The sequence below is a fragment of the Embleya sp. NPDC005575 genome (genome assembly GCF_040605455.1).
Taxonomy (GTDB): Bacteria; Actinomycetota; Actinomycetes; order Streptomycetales; family Streptomycetaceae; genus Embleya.
This window is the reverse complement of sequence record NZ_JBEXCV010000038.1, coordinates 1-23783: the sequence shown is the minus strand read 5'-3', so window position 1 is coordinate 23783 and position 23783 is coordinate 1. Positions and strand designations below refer to the sequence as shown.

The 23783-nt window shown below is 70.9% G+C and carries 17 protein-coding genes and 1 pseudogene; 8 read left to right on the top strand and 10 right to left on the bottom strand.

The window, feature by feature from the left end; all coding sequences use genetic code 11:
• Positions 1-33: 33 nt before the first annotated feature.
• Positions 34-1605, bottom strand: coding sequence for a DUF2079 domain-containing protein (locus tag ABZS54_RS15680; protein WP_355535098.1), 1572 nt, complete (start codon positions 1603-1605; stop codon positions 34-36).
• 89 nt (positions 1606-1694) lie between these two features.
• On the bottom strand, positions 1695-2642 hold the full coding sequence (locus tag ABZS54_RS15675; RefSeq protein WP_355535096.1) for a 2-hydroxyacid dehydrogenase: 948 nt from the start codon (positions 2640-2642) through the stop codon (positions 1695-1697).
• Positions 2643-2767: 125 nt separating this feature from the next.
• Here ABZS54_RS15675 and ABZS54_RS15670 point away from each other — a divergent pair, with 125 nt between their 5' ends.
• Both ABZS54_RS15670 and ABZS54_RS15665 read left to right on the top strand, forming a co-directional pair.
• The gene (locus tag ABZS54_RS15670; protein ID WP_355535157.1) at positions 2768-3892 is read left to right on the top strand and encodes a PQQ-dependent sugar dehydrogenase; all 1125 of its coding nucleotides are present in this window, start codon (positions 2768-2770) and stop codon (positions 3890-3892) included.
• An 81-nt stretch (positions 3893-3973) separates the two neighbouring features.
• Positions 3974-5761 (top strand): hypothetical protein, encoded by a 1788-nt coding sequence (locus ABZS54_RS15665; protein ID WP_355535094.1) that lies wholly within the window; start codon positions 3974-3976, stop codon positions 5759-5761.
• A gap of 111 nt (positions 5762-5872) precedes the next feature.
• Here ABZS54_RS15665 and ABZS54_RS15660 read toward each other — a convergent pair whose 3' ends face one another.
• From ABZS54_RS15660 to gatC, 6 genes are all read right to left on the bottom strand, one after another.
• Positions 5873-8818 carry an AAA family ATPase gene (locus ABZS54_RS15660; protein WP_355535092.1) on the bottom strand — a complete coding sequence of 982 codons (2946 nt, stop codon included), beginning with the start codon at positions 8816-8818 and terminating at the stop codon, positions 5873-5875.
• A gap of 101 nt (positions 8819-8919) precedes the next feature.
• The gene (locus ABZS54_RS15655) at positions 8920-9144 is read right to left on the bottom strand and encodes a hypothetical protein (protein WP_355535090.1); all 225 of its coding nucleotides are present in this window, start codon (positions 9142-9144) and stop codon (positions 8920-8922) included.
• Between the two features lie 293 nt (positions 9145-9437).
• Entirely contained in the window at positions 9438-10922 is a 1485-nt protein-coding gene (gene gatB / locus ABZS54_RS15650) for an Asp-tRNA(Asn)/Glu-tRNA(Gln) amidotransferase subunit GatB (RefSeq protein WP_355535154.1), read from the bottom strand.
• 14 nt (positions 10923-10936) lie between these two features.
• A complete protein-coding gene (locus ABZS54_RS15645) occupies positions 10937-11173 on the bottom strand; it encodes a hypothetical protein (RefSeq protein ID WP_355535088.1) in 237 nt (78 codons plus the stop codon).
• Between the two features lie 16 nt (positions 11174-11189).
• A complete protein-coding gene (gene gatA / locus ABZS54_RS15640) occupies positions 11190-12683 on the bottom strand; it encodes an Asp-tRNA(Asn)/Glu-tRNA(Gln) amidotransferase subunit GatA (protein ID WP_355535086.1) in 1494 nt (497 codons plus the stop codon).
• Positions 12684-12688: 5 nt separating this feature from the next.
• The gene (gatC, locus tag ABZS54_RS15635; protein ID WP_355535084.1) at positions 12689-12985 is read right to left on the bottom strand and encodes an Asp-tRNA(Asn)/Glu-tRNA(Gln) amidotransferase subunit GatC; all 297 of its coding nucleotides are present in this window, start codon (positions 12983-12985) and stop codon (positions 12689-12691) included.
• 434 nt (positions 12986-13419) lie between these two features.
• Between gatC and ABZS54_RS15630 the strand changes: the two genes are divergently transcribed.
• Complete coding sequence (locus tag ABZS54_RS15630) at positions 13420-14355, top strand: alpha/beta fold hydrolase (RefSeq protein ID WP_355535082.1); 936 nt, start codon at positions 13420-13422, stop codon at positions 14353-14355.
• A 168-nt stretch (positions 14356-14523) separates the two neighbouring features.
• Here ABZS54_RS15630 and ABZS54_RS15625 read toward each other — a convergent pair.
• Positions 14524-14721, bottom strand: a pseudogene (locus ABZS54_RS15625) (penicillin-binding transpeptidase domain-containing protein); the annotation flags it as partial.
• A 13-nt stretch (positions 14722-14734) separates the two neighbouring features.
• On the bottom strand, positions 14735-15517 hold the full coding sequence (locus ABZS54_RS15620) for a TetR/AcrR family transcriptional regulator (RefSeq protein WP_355535080.1): 783 nt from the start codon (positions 15515-15517) through the stop codon (positions 14735-14737).
• A gap of 138 nt (positions 15518-15655) precedes the next feature.
• On the opposite strand from ABZS54_RS15620, the gene ABZS54_RS15615 reads away from it, so the two are divergent.
• From ABZS54_RS15615 to ABZS54_RS15595, 5 genes are all read left to right on the top strand, one after another.
• A complete protein-coding gene (locus tag ABZS54_RS15615) occupies positions 15656-16249 on the top strand; it encodes an NAD(P)H-dependent oxidoreductase (RefSeq protein ID WP_355535078.1) in 594 nt (197 codons plus the stop codon).
• Positions 16250-16302: 53 nt separating this feature from the next.
• A complete protein-coding gene (locus ABZS54_RS15610) occupies positions 16303-17895 on the top strand; it encodes an MDR family MFS transporter (protein WP_355535076.1) in 1593 nt (530 codons plus the stop codon).
• 70 nt (positions 17896-17965) lie between these two features.
• Positions 17966-18970 (top strand): methionine synthase, encoded by a 1005-nt coding sequence (locus ABZS54_RS15605; protein WP_355535151.1) that lies wholly within the window; start codon positions 17966-17968, stop codon positions 18968-18970.
• Positions 18971-19049: 79 nt separating this feature from the next.
• A complete protein-coding gene (gene ligA, locus ABZS54_RS15600) occupies positions 19050-21263 on the top strand; it encodes an NAD-dependent DNA ligase LigA (protein WP_355535074.1) in 2214 nt (737 codons plus the stop codon).
• 132 nt (positions 21264-21395) lie between these two features.
• Positions 21396-23504, top strand: a complete 2109-nt coding sequence (locus tag ABZS54_RS15595) for a bifunctional diguanylate cyclase/phosphodiesterase (protein ID WP_355535072.1) — start codon at positions 21396-21398, stop codon at positions 23502-23504.
• The last annotated feature ends 279 nt before the right edge of the window (positions 23505-23783 follow it).

Below are 23783 nucleotides of genomic sequence, written 5' to 3'. Positions count from 1 at the left end.
CGGTGCGCGGACCAGGGAACGGGGCGCCCGGGTTCAGTCGCGCTGGAGCAGGACCGCACCCGGTTCGCGCGCGACCTCGGTGAAGCCCTGCCCGATCAGATGGTCGACCCAGTATCGGGCCCAGTCCTTGTTGTCGCCCCACACCTCGATCGCCGCGTAACCGGGGCCGGGCCGGATGGTCGGGAAGTCGGTCACCCGTCGTACCCGCGCGACCAGTTGCGGCGAGAAGCTCATCGTCGCCGACACCGTCGCATCGTCGGGAATCCGATCGAGCACCCTGTGCGCCGAGTGCACCCGGTCCTGGACCATCCAGGTGCGCTTGTGCAGCAGGTCCATCAGCGGGAAGTCGCGCGCGAACGCCAGCGACACCGCGAGCGGAACGATGGCGGCCTTGGCGGCGTACCGGCGCAACCAGTCCGCCCGCGACGCGCGCAACCGGACCACGCCGTCCACGAAGGCCGCGAACACGATCGGCATCAGCACCGCGCTGTAGTGGAAGTAGGTGCCCCAGTAGAACTGATTGCTGGAGGTGAACCGCCACAGCATGGTGGGCACGATCATCGCCAGGATCGGCGAGCGCAGCGCGATGAACCCGGTGGGCAGCAGCAGGGTGAACAGCGTCATCCACTTCGCGCTGGGCAACACCATCGACTTGGGCAGTTCGATGATCAGCTCGGTGATCGGCACCTGACCCAGCGATGTACCGGCATCCGCGTTGCCCGAGCGCTGGGACGAGTCGAGGTTGCCCCAGAACGCGTACGTGTCGTTCGGGTTGATCGCCGGCAGCAGGACGAAGATCGCCAGCGCGAACGCGGAGACTCCGATCAGCACGTGCGCGGCGGCCAGTTTCCAGCGGCGCAGCAGCACCAGCGGAATCGCCGCGGCGGCCAGGGTCAGCCCGAGGTCCTCCTTGACCAGGATCAGCGGCAGCCACCAGGCCAGCGCCTGTAGGTGCCGGCCGAGCAGGAAACGGTCCAGGCCGAAGGCCAGCAGCGGTACCGCGAACGCGATCTCGTGGAAGTCGAACGAGATGGCCGACTGGATGCCCCAGGACAACCCGTACGCGATGCCGAGCCCGGCGGCGCCGAGCGTGCCGAACGCGCGTGCGGCGATCCGGGTGATCGGCACCACCGAGGCGGCGACCAGGAACGCCTGGGCGACCAGCAGGGTGCTCGGGCCGGGGAAGATTCGGTAGATCGGGCCGAGTAGCGCCAGGATCGGGTGGAAGTGCTCGCCGAGCATGTTGAAGTCGGGCGCCCGAAGGTCCGATACCGGCGCCTCGAAGTTCGAGTACGCCTTCACCACCTGTTCGAACAGACCCAGGTCATAGGCGTGCGTCTCCATCCGACGATGTCGGAGTAGGGAGTGTGTGGTGTAGATCAGGAAGAAGCACGCGGCGAGCAGGTAGGGCAGGGCACCGGGAGCGACCCGCCGGCGGGCCCGCTCGACCACTGTGCGCAATCCGAGGTCGTGTTCACCCATTCGGGGACCGACCACCGCCCGTTCGACGACCGTCGACCCGGTCGGCGCACCGACCGCGTCGGCGGTGTGCGATGCCTCGAACCGCTCGTGAACGGCGCCGGGCGTCGTCCCCCTGTCTTCCATGTCTCTCCGTCCGGGTCAGCGTGCGCGGGCACACCGTACCGGTGTCGGCCCTGCCTTGGAGCAGAGCGCCATCGCACGGTTTCGGTTGCTCAGTCCCGCACGATGTTCGCCGGAGTCACCCCTTCGGACCAACGTTCGAGCTGCTCGCGGATCAGCCGCAGGGCGCGCGGCAGGAAGGCGGACGAGCTGCCACCGACGTGCGGGCTGATCAACACACCGGGGGCGAAGCGCAGCGGATGGTCGGCCGGCAGCGGCTCGGGATCGGTGACGTCCAGCGCCGCGCGGACCCGACCCGTGCGCAGTTCGCCGAGCAGCGCGTCGGTGTCCACGACCGCGCCGCGCGCGACGTTGACCACGAGTGCGCCGTCGGGCAGCCGGGCCAGGAAGTCGGCGTCGACGAGACCGCGGGTGTCCGCGGTGAGCGGGACGGTGAGGATCACCACATCGGTGTGCGGGAGCAGCCCGGGCAGGTCGGCCATCGCGCGGACCGGTCCGTGCGGGCCGGAGCGAGCGCTGCGGGCGACCCGCACCACGTCCACCTCGAAGCCCTGGAGCCGGCGGTCCACCGCCTCGCCGATCGCCCCGTACCCGACGATCAGCACCCGCTTGTCGGCCAGCGCGGGATAGAACCCCGACCGCCACTCCCCCGCGTCCTGGCCGCGCACGAACGTCGGGATGTCGCGCAATGCGGCGAGGGTGAGGGCGAGCGCGAGTTCGGCGGTGCTCGTCTCGTGGATACCGCGACCGTTGCACAGCAACACGCCGGGCGGCAGGTAGGGCAGTACGTGTTCGTAGCCGGCGGTCAACGTCTGGATCACCCGGAGCCGGGGCATCTGCGCGATCAGGGCCAGCGGAGGGCGGTCGAACATGTAGGGCAGGACGTAGAACTCGACATCGGCGACGGTGTCGGGTACCGGGCCGACGCCGTCGTAGACGTCGACGATCGAGCCGGCGCCGTCGGCTTCGTCGAGTTCGCCGGGGAGCGGGGCGAGTTGTTCCAGGGGGTACGGGACCCAGATCCTGCCGTCGGTGACCATGGCAGGAACTCTAAATGTCGTGTCGGCCCCCTCCCCCGCGGCCTCGGGCGGCTTAGGGTCGAGAGATCTCGAGAAGGTGGTGTTCTCCGGTGCCCGCACGCCGTCCGAAGCCCCGTTGGCCCTTCGTGGTGCTCGCCGTCGCGATGGCGGCCGGGCTCACCGCGTGCGATTTCGGCGACGACTCGTCGCACGGCAAGGCCACGCCCCGGCCCACCGCCCCGGTGGCCGCGACGCAGGCGCCGAACGTGCCGGCGGGGCCGACCGCGACCGGGGCCGTCGAGCCGATCGTCGCCGGAGAGATCGCCCGGGACCTGAACACGCCGTGGGGCGTGGCGCTGCTGCCGGATCGGGACGCGCTGGTGTCCTCCCGCGACACCGGCACGATCACCCGCCTCGGCCCGGGCACCCCGACGCCGGTGGTGGTGGGCACGGTGCCGGGTTCGGTGCATCGCGGCGAGGGCGGGCTGCTCGGGATCGCGGTGTCGCCGACGTTCGCGAGCGACCACTTCCTGTACGCGTACCTCACCACGGCGCAGGACAACCGGATCGTCCGGATGACCTATCTGCCGGGGCAGCCGTTGGGACAACCCGAGGTGCTGCTCGCCGGGATCCCGGCGGGCTCGAACCACAATGGCGGCAGGATCGCGTTCGGCCCGGACGGCATGCTGTACGCGGGCACCGGCGAGGCCGGGCAGAAGCCGTTGGCCCAGGACGAATCCTCGCTCGGCGGCAAGATCCTGCGGCTCACCCCCGAGGGCCGACCGGCGCCCGGCAACCCGTTCCCGAACTCCCCGGTGTGGAGCCTGGGTCACCGCAACGTCCAGGGCCTCGCGTGGGATTCGACCGGCCGGCTGTGGGCGAGCGAGTTCGGTCAGGACACCTGGGACGAGCTGAACCTGATCCGCTCCGGCGCCAACTACGGCTGGCCGGTGGTCGAGGGCACGAGCGACAACCCCGAGTACATGAACCCGGTCGCCCAGTGGGCCACCGACGACGCCTCGCCGAGCGGCATCGCAATCCTGGGCGATGTCGTGTACCTGGCCGGCCTCAAAGGCGAACGCCTGTGGCAGGCCCCGATCGTGGGCTCCACCGTGACCGAACCCAAGGCCTGGTTTCAGGGCAGGTACGGCCGGTTGCGCACGGTCGTGGCCGTCGGCCCGGGCGAACTGTGGCTGGTCACCAGCATGACGGACGGCCGGGGCACGCCCCGTAAGGGGGACGACCGGATCCTGCGCCTGGTAACGGGCTGAGCCCCGACGCGAGTCCTCTCCCGTCCGGTTCGAACGACGTCCGAGGCGGACGTTAGCGTGGGGGCGCGAGGGAGGGGATCCATGAACCAGGGCCTGCTGTTGGTGCTGAGTGAGCTTTCCGAAGCCGACGTGGAGGGCGTGTTCGTACGGTTGGCGGGATTGCGCGGGCTCCACGCGATGGTGGCGGACGAGATGCGCATGTCGGACGCGTTGGTCGAGACGATCGCCATGCATGGCAGCGTCGGCGCGATCGTTCGGGCCGCCGCCAATCCGCGGCTGACGCCGGGTCAACTGTGCCGCTTGATCGAGGCGGGCGGCGACCCGGTGGTGGCCGGGGCGTTCGTGCCGGACGAGGAGGTCGGAGCCGACCTTCCCGAGGAGGCCGCCGGCGAGGCCGGCGAGGTGCTCGATCGCGGGCGACGGGAGTTGCGGCGGGGCAAAGTCGCGGCCGAGCGGGCGCTCGCGCTGTTGCGCGCACATCCCGTGCTCGCGCACACCGCCCGGCGGGGCGGACCCGCGAGTGTGTTGCACACCCCGAATGTGCCGGTGTCCCGGACCGAGGCGCTCGACCAGGTGGGCCCCGCGCTGCGGGCCGGGGTGCTGGCGCCGCGCGAGATCCTGGTGCGGATGCGGCCCGCGCGCGTCGCCGCCCAGGTGCTCGCGGTGGTCTCGCGGGAACACTCCTACGTCACCGGCGAGGTGACGATCCACGAGTTGCTCAGGCCCGAGATCGTGACCACCCTCGGCGCGAATCCGGCCGCATGGGCGCACGTGGTCCGCGCGCTCGGGCGCTTCACCGGCACCCTCCCGGAGTTGTTCGCGGCCGCCGCGACGCACACGGGCGAGGCCGCGATCGAGGTGCCCGCCGCCGTGCGCCCGTCCGTGGTCTTCCTGCTCCGCAGGCTGGACACGGACGAACTGACCACCCTCGTACCGCATCTCGACCACGCGGCGGCGGCCGCACTGCTTCCGGGCAACGTCCCGCCGTTGCCCAACGTCGCCGAGGCGGCGCTGCGTTGCGCACATCCCGCGCTGCTCGAAGTGCTCGCCCGACACCAGAGCCTCGGGCGGCACTACGCCGGCCGCCTCAAGGACCTCGGCGACGACCACCTGGACCGCCTCCTGGTGGACAACCGCTCCGGCGTCACCGCCGAGGTGCGGCGCGAGATCTACGCCGGCCGGCGGGCCGACCGGCCCCGTGCCCCGATGCACCCCGAGCTGCGGGTGCAATTGATCGACGAACCGCACTTCGGCAGCGAGCCCGAGGCCTACGCGCTGTCCGGCGACCCGGCGCTGGTGGACCACGCGCTGCCGCAGTGCGAGGCGCGCAAGCTGCGCCGGATCGACTGGATCGACATCGTGCTGAGCCTGTGGGAGCGGGCCGACCCGACGGTGACCGGCGACATCCTCGACCGGCACGGCGCGCTGTTCCCGGACCGGATCCGCAACACGGCCCGGGCCGCGTTGGCCGCCGGGGACCCCACGCCGCTGCGGGAGTTGCGGGCCCGCTGGGATCGTGGGCCGCGCGCCGAACCGCCCGTCCCCGAACATCGGCGGCCGCCGGCCGACCGGGTCCGCGACACACCCCTGGACCAGTGGCACTCCTGGCTCACCGCCGCGGTCACCGCCGGCGAGTTGCACACCGAGGAGGTCGTCAGGCACGCGCGCCCGGCCCGGCACGCGTTCGAGGCGTTGGTCTCGATCGACGCCTATCACTGGGCGCCCGGCAACCCCCGCCCGGCGCTCGCGCAACTCGCGAAGCGGATCGGCGCGAACCCCGAGGCGTGGGTCGTCCTCGCAGGGCTGACCGCCGACTTCTCCGGCACACTCGGTGAGCTCGCCGATCTGTCCTGCGCCGCGGCGGGGTAGCCGCGGTTGCGTTTGGTCGGCTCGGGCCGCACCCGCCGGCTCCACCAGTCGCCTTGGATGCGGCGGTTGGGGTTTCACGGGTATCGGGGCGGCCCGCTCCGGCCTCGTGAGCTAGCCGTCGACCAGGTGCAACCGGTGGGCCACCGCCGCGGCTTCGCCTCGGCCGGTCACCTCCAGTTTGGCCAGGATGTTGGACACGTGGACGCTGGCCGTCTTGACGCTGATGTAGAGCTCTTCGGCGATCTGTCGGTTGCTGCGGCCGTCGGCGACCAGCCGCAGGACGTCGATCTCGCGTGGAGTCAGGGCCGGCAGCGGCGTGCCGGTGTCGCCCTGGGCGGTGGGGGCCATCCGGGCGCGGCGGGTGAGCAGGTCGATGAGTTCGCGCAGGGTCTTGGCGTCCAGGAGGAGGGCCACTTCCGCGGCGGCGGCCAGCGGGAGCGCGGCGGCGTCGCGGTCGCCGGCGGCGAGGAGGGTCTCCGCGTGCCGGAATCGAGCCCAGGCCGTGCGGTAGGGCTGCTCGGTCAACTCCCAGGCGCAGACGACCCGGCCCCACAGCTCGGCGTCGTCGGTGCCGGCCGCCCGGGCCAGCTCGGCCTTGACCAGCGATGCGTACGCCGCGTCCAGCGCGCAGTCCACCGCCAGCGACCCGGCCATCGCCGCGATCCGATCGGCGATGTCCTGGCGGGCCTTGAGTTCGGATTCGCGCGGGCGCACGGTCGAGGTGCGCGCGTCAGCCTCGTTCGCGGCCGCGTCGGCGAGCAGTTGCCACATGTAGCGCTGGTGGCCCGGCGGGCAGCCGACCCCCTCCAGGGCCGCGACCAGCGCCTCGCGGGATTCGTCCAGCCGGCCCTGTGCCTCGGCCACCCGGATCTCGGCACGCGCCAGCGGGATCGCGTATTGCGCCTCGACATAGCGCGAGCCGGCGGCCAGCCGGGAGCGCCTGAGATGCGCGGTCGCACCGCGCACGTCGCCGCGGGCCAGGCACAGGTCGACCAGTTGCAGTTCGAGGTGGCGGGTGGTCTGCGGCCCGGGGTCCAAGTCGAGGGTCTTCTCCACCAGCGTCTCCAGGTCGGCCCAGTCGCCGGCCGAGAGCAGCGACTCGGCGAGGTTGCCCAGCGCGAACGAGCCCGACGTGCGGGTGAGTCCGCGCTCGGCGGCGATCTCCATCGCGCGCCGCGCGGCCACCGCGCTCTCCCGGTGCCGGCCCAGTCCCTCCAGCAACGACGCCTTGTTGCTCAGGATGTGCACCAGGCTGTCCGGCTCACTGCTTCTGATCGCGCCTTCCTCGGCCAGCGCGAGTTGCGCCATCCCCTCCTCGATCCGGCCGACCTGCACCAGGCCGCACGCGAGCGTCTTGCGCGCCTCCGCCTCGATGTCGGGGCTGTCCACGGTGCGCGCGCGCTCCAGCGCGAGCATGGCCTCGGCTATCGCCTCGCCGCCCTCGCCGTCGAGCATGCGGTCCCGGGCGATGTGCGCGAGCACCCGGGCCTGTTCCATCGACGGCGGCAGCCCCTCCAGGATCTGTTGGGCCCGGCGCAGCTCCGGCCGGCCCGACGAGCGACACAGATTGCGCAGGCCGCGGGCCTTCTCCCGCCACAGGAACGCGGCCAATTCGGGCTCGGCGACCGGGTCCACCAGTTGGATGGCGCGCTTGCAGAAGTGGATGGCCAACTCGCGCTCGCTGCCCAGTCGGGCCGCGGTGACCGCCTCCATGTAGATGTCGAGCAACCGGCGACCGCTCAGTTGCTCCGGATCGGGCACCTGTTCCCACAGCAGCAGCGCCCGCTCCAGCAGCCGGGTGCGCTCGTCGAAGGCATACCGCTCGCGTGCGGCCTCGGCCGCGGCGAGCACCGCCGGCAGTGCCTTGACCGCCTTGCCGGCGTGGAACCAGTAGGTCGCGATCCGCCCGCGCAGTTCGTCGGCGGTGACCATGTCCGGACAGCGCTCGAGCGCCTCGGCGAAGGTGGCGTAGAGCCGGACCCGCTCACCCGGCATCAGGTCCTCGCGGATCGCGGTGCGCACCAGCGAATGGCGGAACTGGAACTCCTCGCCGACCGGCACCAGCACGTGCGCGGACACCGCCGTGCGCAGCGCCTCCTCCAGGCGGTCCGGATCCAGCCAGGAGACCTCGGTGAGCAGCCGGTGGCCGACGGTGACCCCGCCGATCGCAGCCAGTCGGATCACCTTCTGGGTGTCCTCCGACAACTCCTCGATCCGGATCAGCAGCAGATCACGCAGCGTGTCGGAGATGCCGGTGAGCTGGCCGTCCCGGATGCTGCACGCGAGTTCCTCGACGAAGAACGCGTTCCCCTCGGACTTCTGGAAGATCTGGCGGATCAACCGGCGCGGCGGATCCTCGCGCAGGATGCCGCGCAACTGGTCGCCGACCTGGGCCCGGGTGAGCCTGGCCAGGTCGATTCGGGAGACGTTGTGCACCCGATCCAGCTCGGCCAGGAAGGATCGCAGCGGATGCCGCCGGCCGACCGCGTCCGCCCGATACGTCCCCACGATCAGGATCCGGCCGGTGCGCAGCAGCCGGAACAGGAAGCCGAGCAGCTCCCGCGTGGAGGAGTCGGCCCAGTGCAGGTCCTCGATCGCGATCACGAGCGTACGGTCGCCGCCCAGTCGCTCCAGCAGGCCGAGCATCAGCTCGAACAGCCGGACCCGGTCGAACTCGCCGTCGCGTGCGATCGTGCCCGGCGCCAAGTCGGGAAGCAGCCACGCGAGGTCGCGCTCGCGCCCGGCGACCGCCTCGGCCAGTTCGGGGCCGATCCGGCGGGAGAGGGTGCGCAGCGCCGCCGAGATCGGCGCGAACGGCAGGCTCTCCGCGCCCAACTCCAGACAACCGCCGACGGCGGTCACCGCGCCCTGTGCCTCGGCGCGCTCCAGGAACTCCTGGAGCAGGCGCGTCTTGCCGACGCCGGCCTCGCCCCCGACGAGCACGACGCCCGGCGTGCCCTCGTCGGCTTCGCGCAAAGCCGTGAGGAACCGCGCCATTTCCAATGACCGGCCTACGAACACGGGGGAAACAGAAGTACTCGCCACAGTGCCGAGCATGTCATGCTCCTCCGCTTCGCAGCCGGGGTTTTCACGCCCGGCGAAACCCGTTTGCGCAGGTCAACCAAGGAGTTTCGGCGGGCGTGGCGGGTATCACGTGCTCACCGCGCGTGCAGGTGCAGACCGGATACCCGCCACCCGATCAGGCCGCGATCGGAGCTGAGCCCGCCGGCACCTTGGCCGGTTCGCCGCTCCTCGCGCCGGGCCACCCGGGCCGCCTTGGCCGCACGCCGGCCGGCTCGCAGCGCCTCACGGACCACCCGGTCCTGGTCGGCGGTCGCCCGCAGCTCGCGCTCACGGGCCTGGAACAGTTCGTACTCCAACATGGTGTCGACCTCCTGGTCACCCGAGCCGGTCGCTCCGGCTCGTGGTACGAGCCTCGCGTCCCAGGGGGCCTGCGGGCATCGGTCGGATGCCGCATTCGGAGTGCTCGGCTCGTCCGGGATCGATCTAAGGCGCCCCGGGAGAGCCCGATAAGGGGGTCGAACAGACCTGAGGAGAACCCCAGCCGAACATCGCATCGCCCCGGTCCGCGGGTGCACAGCGGGCATACCCGACCAAGGGCCCTCGATCGCGGTGCGATCGAGGGCCCTTCTCGGTTCGACCGAGTGGTGTTCCGTCAGGACACGCCCAGGCGCTCCAGGATCAGCTCGCGCACCCGGGCCGCGTCGGCCTGCCCGCGCGTGGTCTTCATGACCGCGCCGACCAGGGCCCCGACCGCCTGCACCTTGCCGCCGCGGATCTTGTCGGCGATGCCCGCGTTGGCCGCGATCGCCTCGTCCACCGCCGCGCCGAGCGCGGAGTCGTCGGAGACGACCTTGAGCCCGCGCGCCTCGACCACCGCGTCCGGCTCGCCCTCGCCGGCGAGCACGCCGTCGATCACCTGGCGGGCCAGCTTGTCGTTCAGCTCGCCGCTCTTGACCAGCGCCGCCACACGGGCGACCTGGGCCGCCGTGATCGGCAGCGTGGCCACCTCGATGCCGCGCTCGTTGGCCCGCCGGGACAGCTCGCCCAGCCACCACTTGCGCGCCGCGTCCGCGTCGGCCCCGGCGTCGATCGTGGCCAGGATCACGTCGAGCACACCGGCGTTGACCATCGACTGCATCTCGAAGTCGTTGACGCCCCACTCGGCTTGAAGTCGGGCGCGGCGCAGCGACGGCAGCTCGGGCAGCGTGGCGCGCAGTTCCTCGACCCACTCGCGCGCGGGCGCCACGGGCACCAGATCGGGCTCGGGGAAGTAGCGGTAGTCCTCGGCCTCTTCCTTGATCCGACCGGCCGTGGTGCTGCCGTCTTCCTCGTGGAAGTGCCGGGTCTCCTGCACGATGGTGCCGCCGTCGGTCAGGACGGTGGCGTGCCGTTGGATCTCGAACCGGATGGCCCGCTCGACCGAACGCAACGAGTTGACGTTCTTGGTCTCGCTGCGGGTGCCGAACTTCTCCCGGCCCTTGGGGCGCAGCGACAGGTTCGCGTCGCAGCGCATCTGACCGAGCTCCATCCGGGCCTCGGACACCCCGAGCGCGCGGATCAACTCGCGCAGCTCGGCCACGTACGCCTTGGCCACCAGCGGAGCCAGTTCGCCCGCGCCCTCGATCGGCTTGGTGACGATCTCGATCAGCGGGATGCCGCACCGGTTGTAGTCGAGCAGCGAGTAGTCCGCGCCGTGGATGCGACCGGTGGCGCCGCCCATGTGCAGCGACTTGCCGGTGTCCTCCTCCATGTGCGCGCGCTCGATCTCCACCCGCCAGGTCTTGCCCTCGACCTGGACGTCGAGGTACCCGTCGAACGCGATCGGCTCGTCGTACTGCGAGGTCTGGAAGTTCTTCGGCATGTCCGGATAGAAGTAGTTCTTCCGGGCGAAGCGGCACCACTCGGCGATGTTGCAGTTGAGCGCGAGACCGATCCGGATCGCCGACTCGACCGCGACCGCGTTGACCACGGGCAGCGCGCCGGGCATGCCCAGACAGGTCGGACAGACCTGGCTGTTGGGCTCCGCGCCGAACTCGGTCGAGCAGCCGCAGAACATCTTGGTCGCGGTGCCCAGCTCGACGTGGACCTCCAGGCCCATCACCGGGTCGTAGGTCTCCAGCGCGTCCTCGTAGGACATCAGGCTGGTGGTACTCACAGGACGTCGGCCTCCGTCAGCTCTTCCTCGACCTCGCGCATGGCACGGATCAGCAGCGCGAACCCGGTGACCACGGCGGCGGCGCTGATCACCGCGTCGGCCAGTTCCAACTTGTCGTTCTTGCCGCGGGCCTCCTTGATCTGCTTGATCACGCCGATCGCGCCGAACAGCTGCATGCCGACGCTGAAGACCTTGGCGACGTTGCTCTTGGGGGCTTTCTTCTTCTTGGCCATATCGACTCCTGGAAAGTCAGAGCGCGGGTGCGCGGTCGAGCAGCGGGGCTCCCCAGCGGGACAGGTAGGCGGCCTCGACGGCGGCACCCACCCGATACAGCCGGTCGTCGGCCATGGCCGGCGCGATGATCTGCAGGCCGACCGGCAGGCCGTCCTCGTCCGCGAGGCCGCACGGCAGCGACATCGCGGCGTTGCCCGCGAGGTTGGACGGGATGGTGCACAGGTCCGCGAGGTACATCGCCATCGGGTCGTCCGCGCGCTCCCCGATCGGGAACGCGGTGGTCGGCGTGGTCGGCGAGATCAGCACGTCCACCTGCCCGAAGGCGGCCTCGAAGTCGCGCGTGATGAGCGTGCGGACCTTCTGCGCCTGGCCGTAGTACGCGTCGTAGTAGCCCGAGGACAGCGCGTACGTGCCGAGCATGATCCGGCGCTTGACCTCGGCGCCGAAGCCGGCCTCACGGGTCAGCGACATGACCTCCTCGGCCGAGTGCTCGCCGTCGTCGCCGACCCGCAGGCCGTAGCGCATCGCGTCGAAGCGGGCGAGGTTGGACGACGCCTCCGAGGGCGCGATCAGGTAGTAGGCCGGCATCGCGTAGGTGAAGTTCGGGCAGGAGATCTCGACGATCTCGGCGCCCAGCTCGCGCAGCAGCTCGACCGCCTCGGCGAATCGCGCCAGGACGCCCGCCTGGTAGCCCTCGCCGGCGAACTCCTTGACCACGCCGATCCGCAGGCCCTTGACGCTGCCGCTGCGCGCGGCCTCGACCACGTTCGGCACCGGTGCGTCGATCGAGGTCGAGTCGAGTGGGTCGTGCCCGGCGATCGCCTCGTGCAGCAGTGCGGCGTCGAGCACCGTACGTGCGCACGGGCCGCCCTGGTCGAGCGAGGAGGAGAAGGCGACCAGGCCGTAACGGGAGACGCCGCCGTAGGTGGGCTTGACGCCGACCGTGCCGGTGAGCGCGGCGGGCTGGCGGATCGAGCCGCCGGTGTCGGTGCCGATCGCCAGCGGCGCCTGGAAGGACGCGATGGCGGCGGCCGAACCGCCGCCGGAGCCGCCCGGAACCCGGCTCGGGTCCCACGGGTTGCCGGTCGGGCCGTACGCGGAGTTCTCGGTGGAGGACCCCATGGCGAACTCGTCCATGTTGGTCTTGCCGAGGATGACCACGCCCGCGTCCTTGAGCCGGCGGGTCAGCGTCGCGTCGTACGGCGGCTTCCAACCGTCGAGCATTTTCGACCCGCACGTGGTCGGCACGCCCTTGGTGGTGAACACGTCCTTGAGCGCGAGCGGCACGCCGGCCAGCGGGCCGAGCCGGTCGCCACGCGCGCGGGCGTCGTCGACGGCCTTGGCCGCGGCGAGCGCGCCGTCCGCGTCCACGTGCAGGAACGCGTGCACCTTGGCGTCGACGGCCTCGATGCGGTCCAGGTGGGCCTGGGCGACCTCGACGGCGGTGACCTTGCCGTCGGCGATGGCGGAGGCGGTTTCGGCCGCGGTCCAGCGAATGGTCTCGGTCATGGCCGTCACTCCTCTCCCAGGATGCGGGGCACCCGGAAACGCTGCTCTTCGGCGGCCGGCGCACCGGACAGCGCCTCCTCGGGGGTGAGCCCGGGGCGGATGACGTCCGGCCGCATGACGTTGGTCAGCGGCAGCGGGTGCGAGGTCGGCGGGATGTCGTCGGCTGCGACCTCGGCGACGCGGGCGACCGCGCCGATGATGTCGTCGAGCTGCGCGGCGAGGTGATCAAGCTCCTCGGCCCCGAGCTCCAGCCGCGACAGCCGGGCGAGGTGGGCGACCTCCTCGCGCGTGATGCCAGGCATGCAGGCGGGTTCCTTCGGTTTCGTCGGGTGTGGGAGGCCAGTCTATTGGCCGGAGGCGAGGGTTTTTCGTTCCCACCCGTCGGCCGGTGGCGCGGGGTTCGTGATCCCGCCCGGCCACCCGTGCCGTTCGATGGACGGGCTGCGGATTCACTGCGGCGGGGTGGCCTGTCGGGGCCCGCCGGCCCGGGTCGTGGCCGGCTCGTAGGCCGGGCCGTGCCGTCGGATCGGGGACGCAGGTGCGAATATTTCCGGCCGGATGGCACATCTCGCCGAACAACCCGGAAGTAACTTCACTCAAATGCCAACTTCCGTTACCGACTGGGTAAGAGAACGTTGCGAAGCCACTCTCCGGTCTGCGTCCCCCCGCGTCGATCGGCCCTTCGCACAACTCTTGGGCCCGGCGTCCGAGAGCGCGCTCGTCAAGGACTCGGGGCTTGGGAGGGGACACGATGGCCGCCATCGTGCTGGTACACGGGATCGCGCAGGAATACAGGTCGGCCCACACGCTCGAGGAGGAGTGGGTCCCACGGCTGGCCCGGGGAGTGAAGGCCGCGGGGTTTCCCGAGGTCGCGGATCGTCTGTGGAAGTACCGCCACACCCGTCGCGGGATCGACGCGCGGATGGCGTTCTATGGTGACCTGCTCCGCCGACACCCGTCGCAGGGCGAGATGATCGACGAGGACATCCAGCACGAGGTGACCGCGCGCATCGGTCGCGAATGGCTGGATCGCGCCGCGGTCCGCGGTTCGGTTCCGCCGGAACGGCAGCGCGCGGCAAGGGAGATAGCCCGCCTGGAGGGCGGGCCGGGGGAGACGGGTCGCACCGTCGTGCTCTCCCCCACGTGTGGGCTCGCGGGGCTGCGCTGGTTCGCCGCCGACGGGCCGGGCTCGGCCGGTGGCTTCGTGAACAAGGCGCTGACCCAGCTGACCCGATATCTGACGGATGATCAGACCCGCAATCGGGTGCTCGATCGGGTCGGTGCCGAAATCGGCTTCGACACCAAGGTGGTGATCGGGCACTCGCTCGGTGCGGTGGTCGCCTACGAACTCGCCCACCGGCTGCGCAGGCCGCTGCCGCTGTTGATCACGCTCGGGTCGCCGCTCGGCCCGGACACCGTCGTCGACTCGTGGGTGCGACCGCAGCCCGCGCAGCCGCCGGCGTTCGTCGAGAACTGGGTGAACCTGGCCGATCGCGACGACCTCGTGGCCGCCGATCCCACTCTGTCGCGGATGTTCCCGGTCCCCGCGGAGGGCGGGCCGGTGCTGCGGGGTGGTTACACCGGCGAGCATGGGGCGGAGCCACACAAGGCCTGTTTCTACCTGCAACGGCGCGAGATAGGTCGGAGTGTGGGGTTGGCCTTCGGGTCCTGAGATCGGGCCGTATGGCCGACCGGGCAAGGGCATCGGGGTCGGCCGGTCTGCTGTCCTCGGGTGCCGGACGGGCTACTTGGCCTCAAGCGCCGGCCGGGCTGAATTTGGCCCGGTCGGCGTTTGAGGTTGCCGTACGAGGTCCGCGCTCGCGGGCGGCGTTGTCTCGGGTCAGCGCACCGCGGCCAGGATGTCGTGCACTATCGGGCCTGCCGAGCCACCGCCGGTGATGCCGGCTTCGACCAGGCAGGCGATGGCCACGTTGCCTCGGTAGGCGACCAGCCAGCCGTTGTTCGGGCCGTCCTCGGTCACCTCCGCGGTGCCGGTCTTGGCGCCGACGTCGCCGGGCAGGTCGGCCAGTACCTTGGCCGCACCTCGCGGGTCAGATACCCAGGCGGGTGGCGAGGCCGTCGAGGACGCAGTCCAGGGCGGTTTCGAATTGCCAGCGGGCGTCGTCCTTGCGGCGGGCGGTGCCGATATACGTGCGGAAGGCGGGGTAGCGGCCCGTGCCCATCAGGTAGGTCATCTCCGGAGCCAGGTGCGTGCGCAGCGCGTGGCCGTCGGCCGCGCCCTGCACCGCCATCAGCCGCAGGGTGGCCACCTCGGAGGCGGTGCGGCCCTGGACGTACGCGCCGACCGTGTCCACCGCGACCATCATCTCGTCGGGCGGCAGGTCGAGTTCGGACAGCGCGGCCATCCCCCACTCCGCCGCCGCCAGCCGGTTCGGGGTGAGCGAGATCGCCGCGCGGGCCGTCGGCAGCTGTACCAGCCACGGATGCCGCAGCACGATGTCGCGCGTGCTCGTCGCGAGCGTGCGCAGCGTCGCTCGCCAACCCGCACCGGCCTCGGGCGCGGTCAACTCGCCGTAGACCCGGTCGACCATCAGCTCCAACAGGTCGTCCTTGCCCGCCACGTACCGATACGCGGCCATCGGCGCGACGCCCAACTCGGTGGCCAACCGCCGCATCGTCACCGCCTCGATGCCCTCCGCGTCGGCGACCCCGACCGCGACCTCGGCGATCCGGTCCGGGGTGAGCACGGTACGCGGGGCGGGCGGCGGGTTCTCCAGCCGCTCCCACAGCGAGACGCGCGGCTCGTTACCGGCGCCGGCGGCGGCGTCCGATCGCACCTCGGCCGACGACGACTTCTTCTTCTGGTCGGCCATGACGGGTCCTCCGGGGTGCGCTGCGACGACGCGTACAACGTATCAGGAGTAGACGACGTATCGGGAGTGGACGACGTACGCACCGATGTGTACGTTGTATTTCGCCGGATACGTTGTACACATCCATGGAGGAGCACCATGCCCACCACCACTCCCCTGCGCCTGGCGATCATCCTGGGCAGCACCCGGGACGGCCGCTTCGCGCCCACCGTCGGAGCCTGGACGCGTGCCCGCGCCGCCGAGCGCACCGACTGGACCGTCGACGTGGTCGACCTGGTCGAGACCCCGCTGCCCACCGTGTTCCCGGCCTTCGGGCAGCCGCCGGCGCCCGGCACCGCCGAGCTGCTCGCGAAGGTGTCGCCCCGGCTGGCCGCCGCCGACGCGTTCGTGATCGTCACGCCGGAGTACAACCACAGCTTTCCGGCCGCGCTGAAGAACGCGATCGACTGGCACAACCCGGAGTGGCATGCCAAGCCGGTCGGTTTCGTGTCCTACGGCGGAGTTTCCGGCGGCCTGCGCGCGGTCGAGCAACTGCGGGTTGTGCTGGCCGAGTTGCACGCGGTCACCGTCCGGGACACGGTCAGCTTTCACGGGCATTGGGACAAATTCGACGCCGAGGGCGACGCGGTCGACCCCGCCTCGAACACCGCCGCGAAGACCATGCTCGACCAGCTCGCGTGGTGGGCGCACGCCCTGCGCGAGGCCAAGGCCGTCCGCCCGTACGCGGCCTGACGACCCGTCGACACCATCGAACCCGACCGACTTCAGCACGGGGGGCCAACGCCATGCCACAGGAAACCGACACCCCACCCACCAGGATCCCCTTCGCCATCGTCGGCCTCGTGCTCGGCATGTTCCTGGGCATGCTCGACGGCACCATCGTGGGCACCGCGCTGCCCACCATCGTCGGCGACCTCGGCGGCCTGGACCGGCTGTCCTGGGTGGTGACCGCCTACCTGCTCGCCGCCGCCGCGACCACCCCGATCTGGGGCAAGCTCGGCGACCTCTACGGTCGCAAGGGCGTGTTCATGGCTTCGATCGGCGTGTTCCTGATCGGCTCGATGCTCTCCGGAATGGCCCGGGACATGGACGAGCTGATCGTCTTCCGCGCCGTCCAGGGGTTGGGAGCGGGCGGCCTGATGGTCGGCGCGTTCGCGTTGATCGGCGCGCTCGTGCAGCCACGCGACAGCGGCCGGGTGCAGACGCTGTTCGGCGCCATCATGCCGATCGCACTGGTCGGCGGGCCACTGCTGGGCGGCTTCCTCACCGATCACCTGAATTGGCGCTGGGCGTTCTACGTCAACGTGCCGGTCGGCCTGCTCGCCCTGGCCATCGTCGGCTTCGGCATCCGCCTCGACACCGTGCGGATCAAGGCCCGGATCGACATCGCGGGCGCCGCGCTGCTCACCACCGGGATCATCGCCCTGACCCTGCTCGCCGGCTGGGCGGGCACCACCTACGCGTGGACCTCGCCGCAGATCCTCGGCCTGGCCGGGCTCGCCGTCGCCGCGCTTGCCGCGTTCGTCCCGGTCGAGCGGCGCGCCACCGAACCGATCATCCCGCCGCGCCTGTTCGCCGACCGCAACTTCGCCCTCGCCCAGGTGCTGAGCTTCCTGGTCGGCGCGGTGATGATCACCGCGACCAACTACCTCCCGCAGTACATGCAGTTCGTCCGCGACGCCTCACCCACCGCGGGCGGACTGCTGCTCCTGCCGCTGATGTTCGGCATGCTCGGCGTGCAGATCACCATCGGCCGACTGATCGGCCGCACCGGTCGCTATCGGGTGTACCCCATCCTGGGCGGCGCCGTGATGATCGTCGGCGCACTCGCCCTGCTCGGCCTCCGGATGGGCACCCCCACGGCCCTGGCCTCGGCGCTGACCCTGGTGATCGGGATCGGCGTGGGCTTCCTGATGCAGAGCACCATGCTGATCACGATGAACAGCGCCGATCCGCGCGACCTGGGCGCGGCGAGTGGTACCGCCACACTGACCCGCACGATCGGCGGATCGCTCGGCGTCGCACTGCTCGGCGCGGTGTACGCACACCGCCTCGAAGCCGCGTCGGGCCCGCAGGAGGCCGGTGGAGCCGACCTGACCCCCGCGATGCTGCGCGAGTTGCCCGCCGCCGCCCGGGAGACCTTCCGGTCGGCGGTGACCGGCGGTCTGCACGGCGTGGCGATCGGGCTGGCGATCCTGTCCGCGCTCGCGTTCGCATTGTCCTGGTTCATCCGTGAGGTGCCGCTGCGCTCGGCCGCCGGCGCACCGGCCCGACCCGTCGCGTCCGACTCCACGCCCGACTCCAGGCCCGACGCCGCACCCGAAACCGCGGCCGACACCGCTCCGGGGCCCGCCAAGGTGCCCGCCGGGACGAACTAGGCTTCCGGGCGTGGACACCCCAGAACGTACTTCTCCCTGGTCACCCGGCAGCGCCACCGGGGTCGGTTCCATGCCCGGTGAGGACATTCGCGAGACCGTCAAGATGGTGCTCGGCCTGCTGACCGACCTGCCGCACCTGCCCGAGTTGCCCGCCCGCGGGCCGGGTGCCGACCTGACCGGCCGCTCGGCCGGGATGCTGGTCGACCTCTACGCCGACGTACAGCCCTCCGGGTGGCGCTTCGTGGACCGCCCCGGGCGCGACCACCGCCGGGCCCGCTCGTACCTGGGCCAGGACCTGGACGCGCTGGAGGAGTTCACCCAGGGCTACACCGGTCCGCTCAAGATCCAGGTCGCCGGTCCGTGGACGCTCGCCGCCACGATCGAACTGACCTACGGTGACAAGGCATTGGCCGACCCGGGCGCGTGCCGGGACCTGGCCGTGTCGCTCGCCGAGGGAATCCGGCTGCATGTAACCGAGGTGGCCCGGCGGATCCCGGGCGCCGACCTGGTGCTGCAACTGGACGAGCCCTCGCTGCCCGGCGTGATCGCCGGCGACGTGCCGACCGCGAGCGGCTTCGGCCGGCTGCGGGCCGTGGACAAGGCGGTGGTTCGCGACACGCTGCGGGACGTGATCGCGGGCGCGGGCGCGCCGACCATCGTGCACTGCTGCGCGCCGGGCACGCCGATCACGCTGCTGCGCCAGGCCGGCGCGGCGGGCGTCTCGCTCGACTTCTCGCTGCTGCAACGATCCCAGGACGAATCGATCGGCGAGGCGGTCGAGGCCGGGTTCCGGTTCTTCGCCGGGGTGGTGCCCGCTCTGGCCCCGGAGGGCGACGCGTCCGAGGTCAAGCCCGGTGTGGGAGTGCGCCCGCTGTCCGACCCGCCCGGTACCGTCAGGTCTGTCGGAACGTTGTGGAACAGGCTCGGTTTTCCGCCGGAGTCCCTGGCCGAAGCCGTCGTGGTGACCCCCACGTGTGGCCTCGCCGGTGCCTCTCCGGCACATGCCCGGGCTGCCCTGTCCCACAGCGTGGCTGCCGGCCGGGTGCTTCGGGACGACCCCGAAGGCGCCATGTAGCGAAACGCGGCGTGCCTCGGTGCTCGGCCGCGCAACGCCGCGAACCTCATTCGAACTGGTGGCGCTGGAGGGCGACGACGTGGCTGGTGCGACGACCGGAGTGGACGAGATCCCGGCCGAGGTGCGCGAACGCGCCGCGACCCTCGCCCGTGAGCTGGAGGAGCACCGCTTCCGCTACTACGTGAAGGACGCGCCGGTCGTCAGCGACGGCGAGTTCGACGCGCTGATGCGGGAGCTGGAGGCGATCGAGGAGCAATACCCGGCGCTGCGCACGCCTGATTCGCCGACCCAGAAGGTCGGCGGCACGTACTCGACCGACTTCACCTCGGTGGACCACCTGGAGCGCCTGCTCAGCCTCGACAACGCGATGAACGAGGACGAACTCGACGAGTGGGACGACCGACTCACCCGCGAGCTGGGCACGGGGTCGTTCCACTACTTGTGCGAGCTCAAGATCGACGGGCTGGCGATCAACCTCCTGTACGAGAACGGCCGGCTGGTGCGCGCGTTGACGCGCGGAGACGGCCGGACCGGCGAGGACGTCACGCCGAACATCCGCACGATCGCCGAGATCCCGACGCAGCTGCGCGACGACGGCGGGCACGACGTACCCGAACTGGTCGAGATCCGGGGCGAGGTCTTCTTCCCGATCGAGAAGTTCGACGAGTTGAACGCGCGACTGGTCGCGGCCGGCGAAAAGCCGTTCGCCAACCCTCGCAACGCCGCTGCCGGATCGTTGCGGCAGAAGGATCCGCGGGTGACCGCGTCGCGTCCGCTGCACATGATCGTGCACGGCATCGGCGCCCGTCGGGGCTTCGACATCGACTGCCAGTCGCACGCGTACGAGCGCCTGCACGCGTGGGGGTTGCCGACCGCGCAGCACAACAAGGTGGTCGACACGATCGACGAGGTGAAGGAGTTCGTCCGGTACTTCGGCGAGCACCGGAACTCGGTCGAGCACGAGATCGACGGCATCGTGATCAAGGTCGACGAGATCCCGATCCAGGGCCGGCTCGGCGCGACCTCCAAGGCGCCTCGGTGGGCGATCGCGTTCAAGTACCCGCCGCAGGAGGTCAACACCAAGCTGCTCGACATCGAGGTGGGCGTCGGGCGCACGGGCCGCGTGACGCCTTATGCGGTGATGGAGCCGGTGACGGTGGCGGGGTCGGTGGTGGCTCGCGCGACGCTGCACAACCAGCAAGTGGTCAAGGCCAAGGGCGTGCTGATCGGCGACATGATCGTGCTGCGCAAGGCCGGCGACGTGATCCCGGAGATCCTCGGTCCGGTCGCCGACCTGCGCGACGGGAGTGAGCGCGAGTTCGAGATGCCGTCCACGTGCCCCGAGTGCAGATCCGAGCTGCGCGCGATGAAGGAAGGCGACATCGACCTGCGTTGCCCGAACGCGCGCTCGTGTCCCGCCCAGTTGCGCGAGCGGATCTTCTACCTCGCAGGCCGCAAGGCATTCGACATCGAAGCACTCGGCTACGAGACCGCGGTCGCGCTCACCCACCCACACGCGGGCCCGTCCGTGCTCGACACCGAGGCCGACCTGTTCGACCTGACGGCCGATCAACTGCGCGACGTGCAGATGCTGCGCAAGGTCAATCGCAAGGGCGCGGCCGAGGACGAGAAGGAACTCGTCCCCTTTTTCTGGTCGAAGGCCACGTACGACAAGGAGGGCAACATCAAGAAGCCCTCCGAGCCGAAGGCCAACACGCTCAAGTTGATCGAACAGTTGGAGAAGGCCAAGACCCAGCCACTCTGGCGGATCCTGACCGCGCTCTCCATCCGACACGTCAGCGACACCACCGCACGGGCCATCACGAGCGGCTTCCACGACCTCGACCGCCTCGCCGCAGCCTCCGAGGAGCAGATCGCCGCGGTCGACGGCGTCGGCCCGATCATCGCCAAGGCGGTCACCGAGTGGTTCGCCGAGGACTGGCACCGCGAGATCATCGAGAAGTGGCGCGCGGCCGGTGTGCGACTCGCCGAGGAGGGCGCCGACGAGGAGAAGCCGCCCGGCCCGCTTGACGGAATTGTGACGGTCGTCACCGGAACTCTCACCGGGTACACCCGGGACAGCTCCAAGGAGGCCCTGGAAGAGCGCGGCGCCAAGGTGACCGGGTCGGTCTCGAAGAAGACCGACTTCGTCGTCGTGGGCGACAATCCCGGCTCCAAATACGACAAGGCCGTGCAACTTGGCCTGCCGATTCTCGACGACGAGGGCTTCGCGGTGCTCCTCGCCGAGGGGCCCGAGGCGGCCCGCGCATGGGTGGCCGAGCGCGCCGGCTGATTCCCCTCCCTCGCACCGCCGGAACGACCTACCCTGGGCGGGAGCTTGCCCACCCGGCGGGCTCGGTGCCCCACAGGCGTACCCGTCCCGGCGCCCGGGATGCCGCCCGACGAGGCCGCAGGGAGCAGGCGCATGGGTCGGATCGGCAGGACGGACCTGTCGCGACTGGCGCGACCACGCGCGTTCTTCATCCACACCGGGATAGTGGCGTTGACCGGCCTCTTCGCGCTCGTCGTGCCGCCCGGGATCGCCGTGGCCGACGGTCGTTGTCCGGTCCCGCTGACCCCCGGCGTGTGGATCATGCTCGCACTGGTGTCGGTCGACGGCGTGTACACGGCGCTCACGCGCCGGGGGTTGTACATCCCCGGCGCGATGCCGTCGATCGCCATCACGTTCGGCCTGCTGCTCGTGCACGGGTGGCAGGTCGCCGCGCTGTGGCAGACCGTTCCGGTCCTGGTGTCCGGCCTGCTCAGAGGCGATTCGTGGTGGCGGATCGGCTACACGATGGGCCACTACGTACTCGCCTTCATCGCCGCCGACGTGGTGCTCGGGCTGTTCGGCATCGAGCCGGGTCCGGACGAGGCACGCGGGTTGCATGTGGCGGACTTCCCGGTGGTCGCGCTGGCCGGGCTCGCGATGGCGGCCGTATCGCAGACGTCCGGTTGGCTGGTTCGGGCGAGTTGGCGCGGGACGAGTGTGTTCACGCTGGTGCGGGCCGAGTTGCGGGCCCGGCTGGTCTCGCACGGCGCGCTGATCGGCCTGTCCCCGCTGATCGCCGTGGTGGCCGCGGAACAGCCCTGGCTGCTCCCGCTGTTCGTACTCCCGCTGCACACCCTGTACCGCAGCACGATGGTCCGCTTCGACCGTGAGCAGGAGTCGCGACACGACGCGCTCACCGGCCTGCCGAATCGGCGGCTGTTGCTGGAGCGCGGCGAGGAGGCGCTGGGTCGGGTCGGCGGCCGCGGCGGCCGGGTCGCGCTGTTGTTGCTCGACCTGCACCGCTTCCACGAGGTCAACGACACCCTCGGACACGTGGCGGGTGATCGGCTGTTACAGCAGGTCGGCGCGCGGCTGGAGACGCTGGTCCGCCCGGGGGACACGGTGGCCCGCCTCGGTGGCGACGAATTCGCGCTGCTGTTACCGGGGTTGGACATGGGCACGGATCGCCGGACCGCACAGGAGGTGGTCCTGGGCCTCGCCCATCGCATCGTTGACCGCCTCGGCGAGCCGTTCGACCTGGACGAGTTGACCCTGGACGTGGAGGCCAGCGTCGGCGTGGCGATCTTCCCGGACCACGCCAGGGACGTCCTGGGCCTGCTCCAATACGCCGATGTGGCGATGTACTTGGCCAAACGCTCGCGCAGCGGCGTGGAGCTCTACGACAACTCGCGTGATGTCAACACCCGGGACAAGCTGCTGCTGCTCGGCGATCTGCGCCGGGCGTTGGACAACCACGAGGTCGAGCTGCACTATCAGCCGAAGATTCGGCTCACCGACGGCCGGGTGGACGGCTGTGAGGCGCTGGTGCGTTGGCGGCATCCGACCCGGGGGCAGGTCTCGCCCGAGGAGTTCGTCCTCTTGGCCGAACAGACCGGGCTGATGCCCCGACTCACCCGCTACGTGGTGGACGTCGCGCTGGACCAGGTGGCGCGCTGGCACGCCGAGGGCATCGACGTCCCGGTCGCGGTGAACATCTCCGCCCGCGACATCCATGTGCCCTCGTTCGCCGACTCGGTGGCGGCGGGACTGCGCGAACACGACGTGGCGGCGGGCGCGTTGCAACTGGAGATCACCGAGCGCGTACTGCTGGAGGAACCACAGCGGGCCGCCGAATCGCTGGACGCTCTGCGCCGGTTGGGCGTGCGGCTGTCCCTGGACGACTTCGGTACCGGCTACTCCTCGCTCGTGCACCTGCGGCACATCCCGGTCAGCGAGATCAAGATCGACCGGTCGTTCGTGGCCCGCCTGACCATGAACGAGGAGGACGCCGCGATCGTCTGCTCGATCGTGCAACTGGCCCACTCGCTGGGCCTGCGCGTGGTCGCCGAGGGCGTCGAGGACGAGGCCACTTACCAGCGCCTGCGCGAACTGGGCTGCGACGCGGCCCAGGGTTGGCTGATGTCCAAGGCGCTCCCCGGCGACGAGGCCACCGCCTGGCTCCTTCGCCACGGCGCGGGCGCGCACGCGACCCCCGCGGCGCCGACCGAGATCCACCACCACCGCCGGGCCGATGTGAGCTGAGTCCTGCGGTGCGGGCGGTGGGGCGAAGATCTTTCGGGGGTCGAAGATCTTTCCGCGGCCGAGCAACGAATTCCGGGATCGTCCCGTCAGGAGGGGTGGCCGGGTCGACGATCCGGCCCAAGTCACCTGCTCGGCAAAACGATCGGAGCCCCTTGATGACGATGACCTCGACCACGCGGCGAAGCCGCACCCGCATGCTCGTCGCCGCGGTCGGCGCGGCGGCCGTGGTCGCCCTGGGCGGCGTGGCGTTCGCGTCCGGCGACGGCAGCCCGGCCGAGC

What these genes read in the sequence shown, in the direction of transcription:
- ABZS54_RS15610 (WP_355535076.1), top strand. Translation starts at nt 16,303, where the DNA reads ATGCCACAGGAAACCGACACCCCACCCACCAGGATCCCCTTCGCCATC.
- ABZS54_RS15675 (WP_355535096.1), bottom strand. Translation starts at nt 2,642, where the DNA reads ATGGTCACCGACGGCAGGATCTGGGTCCCGTACCCCCTGGAACAACTC.
- ABZS54_RS15680 (WP_355535098.1), bottom strand. Translation starts at nt 1,605, where the DNA reads ATGGAAGACAGGGGGACGACGCCCGGCGCCGTTCACGAGCGGTTCGAG.
- ABZS54_RS15595 (WP_355535072.1), top strand. Translation starts at nt 21,396, where the DNA reads ATGGGTCGGATCGGCAGGACGGACCTGTCGCGACTGGCGCGACCACGC.
- ABZS54_RS15605 (WP_355535151.1), top strand. Translation starts at nt 17,966, where the DNA reads ATGCCCGGTGAGGACATTCGCGAGACCGTCAAGATGGTGCTCGGCCTG.
- ABZS54_RS15620 (WP_355535080.1), bottom strand. Translation starts at nt 15,517, where the DNA reads ATGGCCGACCAGAAGAAGAAGTCGTCGTCGGCCGAGGTGCGATCGGAC.
- ABZS54_RS15615 (WP_355535078.1), top strand. Translation starts at nt 15,656, where the DNA reads ATGCCCACCACCACTCCCCTGCGCCTGGCGATCATCCTGGGCAGCACC.
- gatB (WP_355535154.1), bottom strand. Translation starts at nt 10,922, where the DNA reads ATGTCCTACGAGGACGCGCTGGAGACCTACGACCCGGTGATGGGCCTG.
- ABZS54_RS15645 (WP_355535088.1), bottom strand. Translation starts at nt 11,173, where the DNA reads ATGGCCAAGAAGAAGAAAGCCCCCAAGAGCAACGTCGCCAAGGTCTTC.
- gatA (WP_355535086.1), bottom strand. Translation starts at nt 12,683, where the DNA reads ATGACCGAGACCATTCGCTGGACCGCGGCCGAAACCGCCTCCGCCATC.
- ABZS54_RS15655 (WP_355535090.1), bottom strand. Translation starts at nt 9,144, where the DNA reads ATGTTGGAGTACGAACTGTTCCAGGCCCGTGAGCGCGAGCTGCGGGCG.
- ABZS54_RS15660 (WP_355535092.1), bottom strand. Translation starts at nt 8,818, where the DNA reads ATGCTCGGCACTGTGGCGAGTACTTCTGTTTCCCCCGTGTTCGTAGGC.
- ABZS54_RS15665 (WP_355535094.1), top strand. Translation starts at nt 3,974, where the DNA reads ATGAACCAGGGCCTGCTGTTGGTGCTGAGTGAGCTTTCCGAAGCCGAC.
- gatC (WP_355535084.1), bottom strand. Translation starts at nt 12,985, where the DNA reads ATGCCTGGCATCACGCGCGAGGAGGTCGCCCACCTCGCCCGGCTGTCG.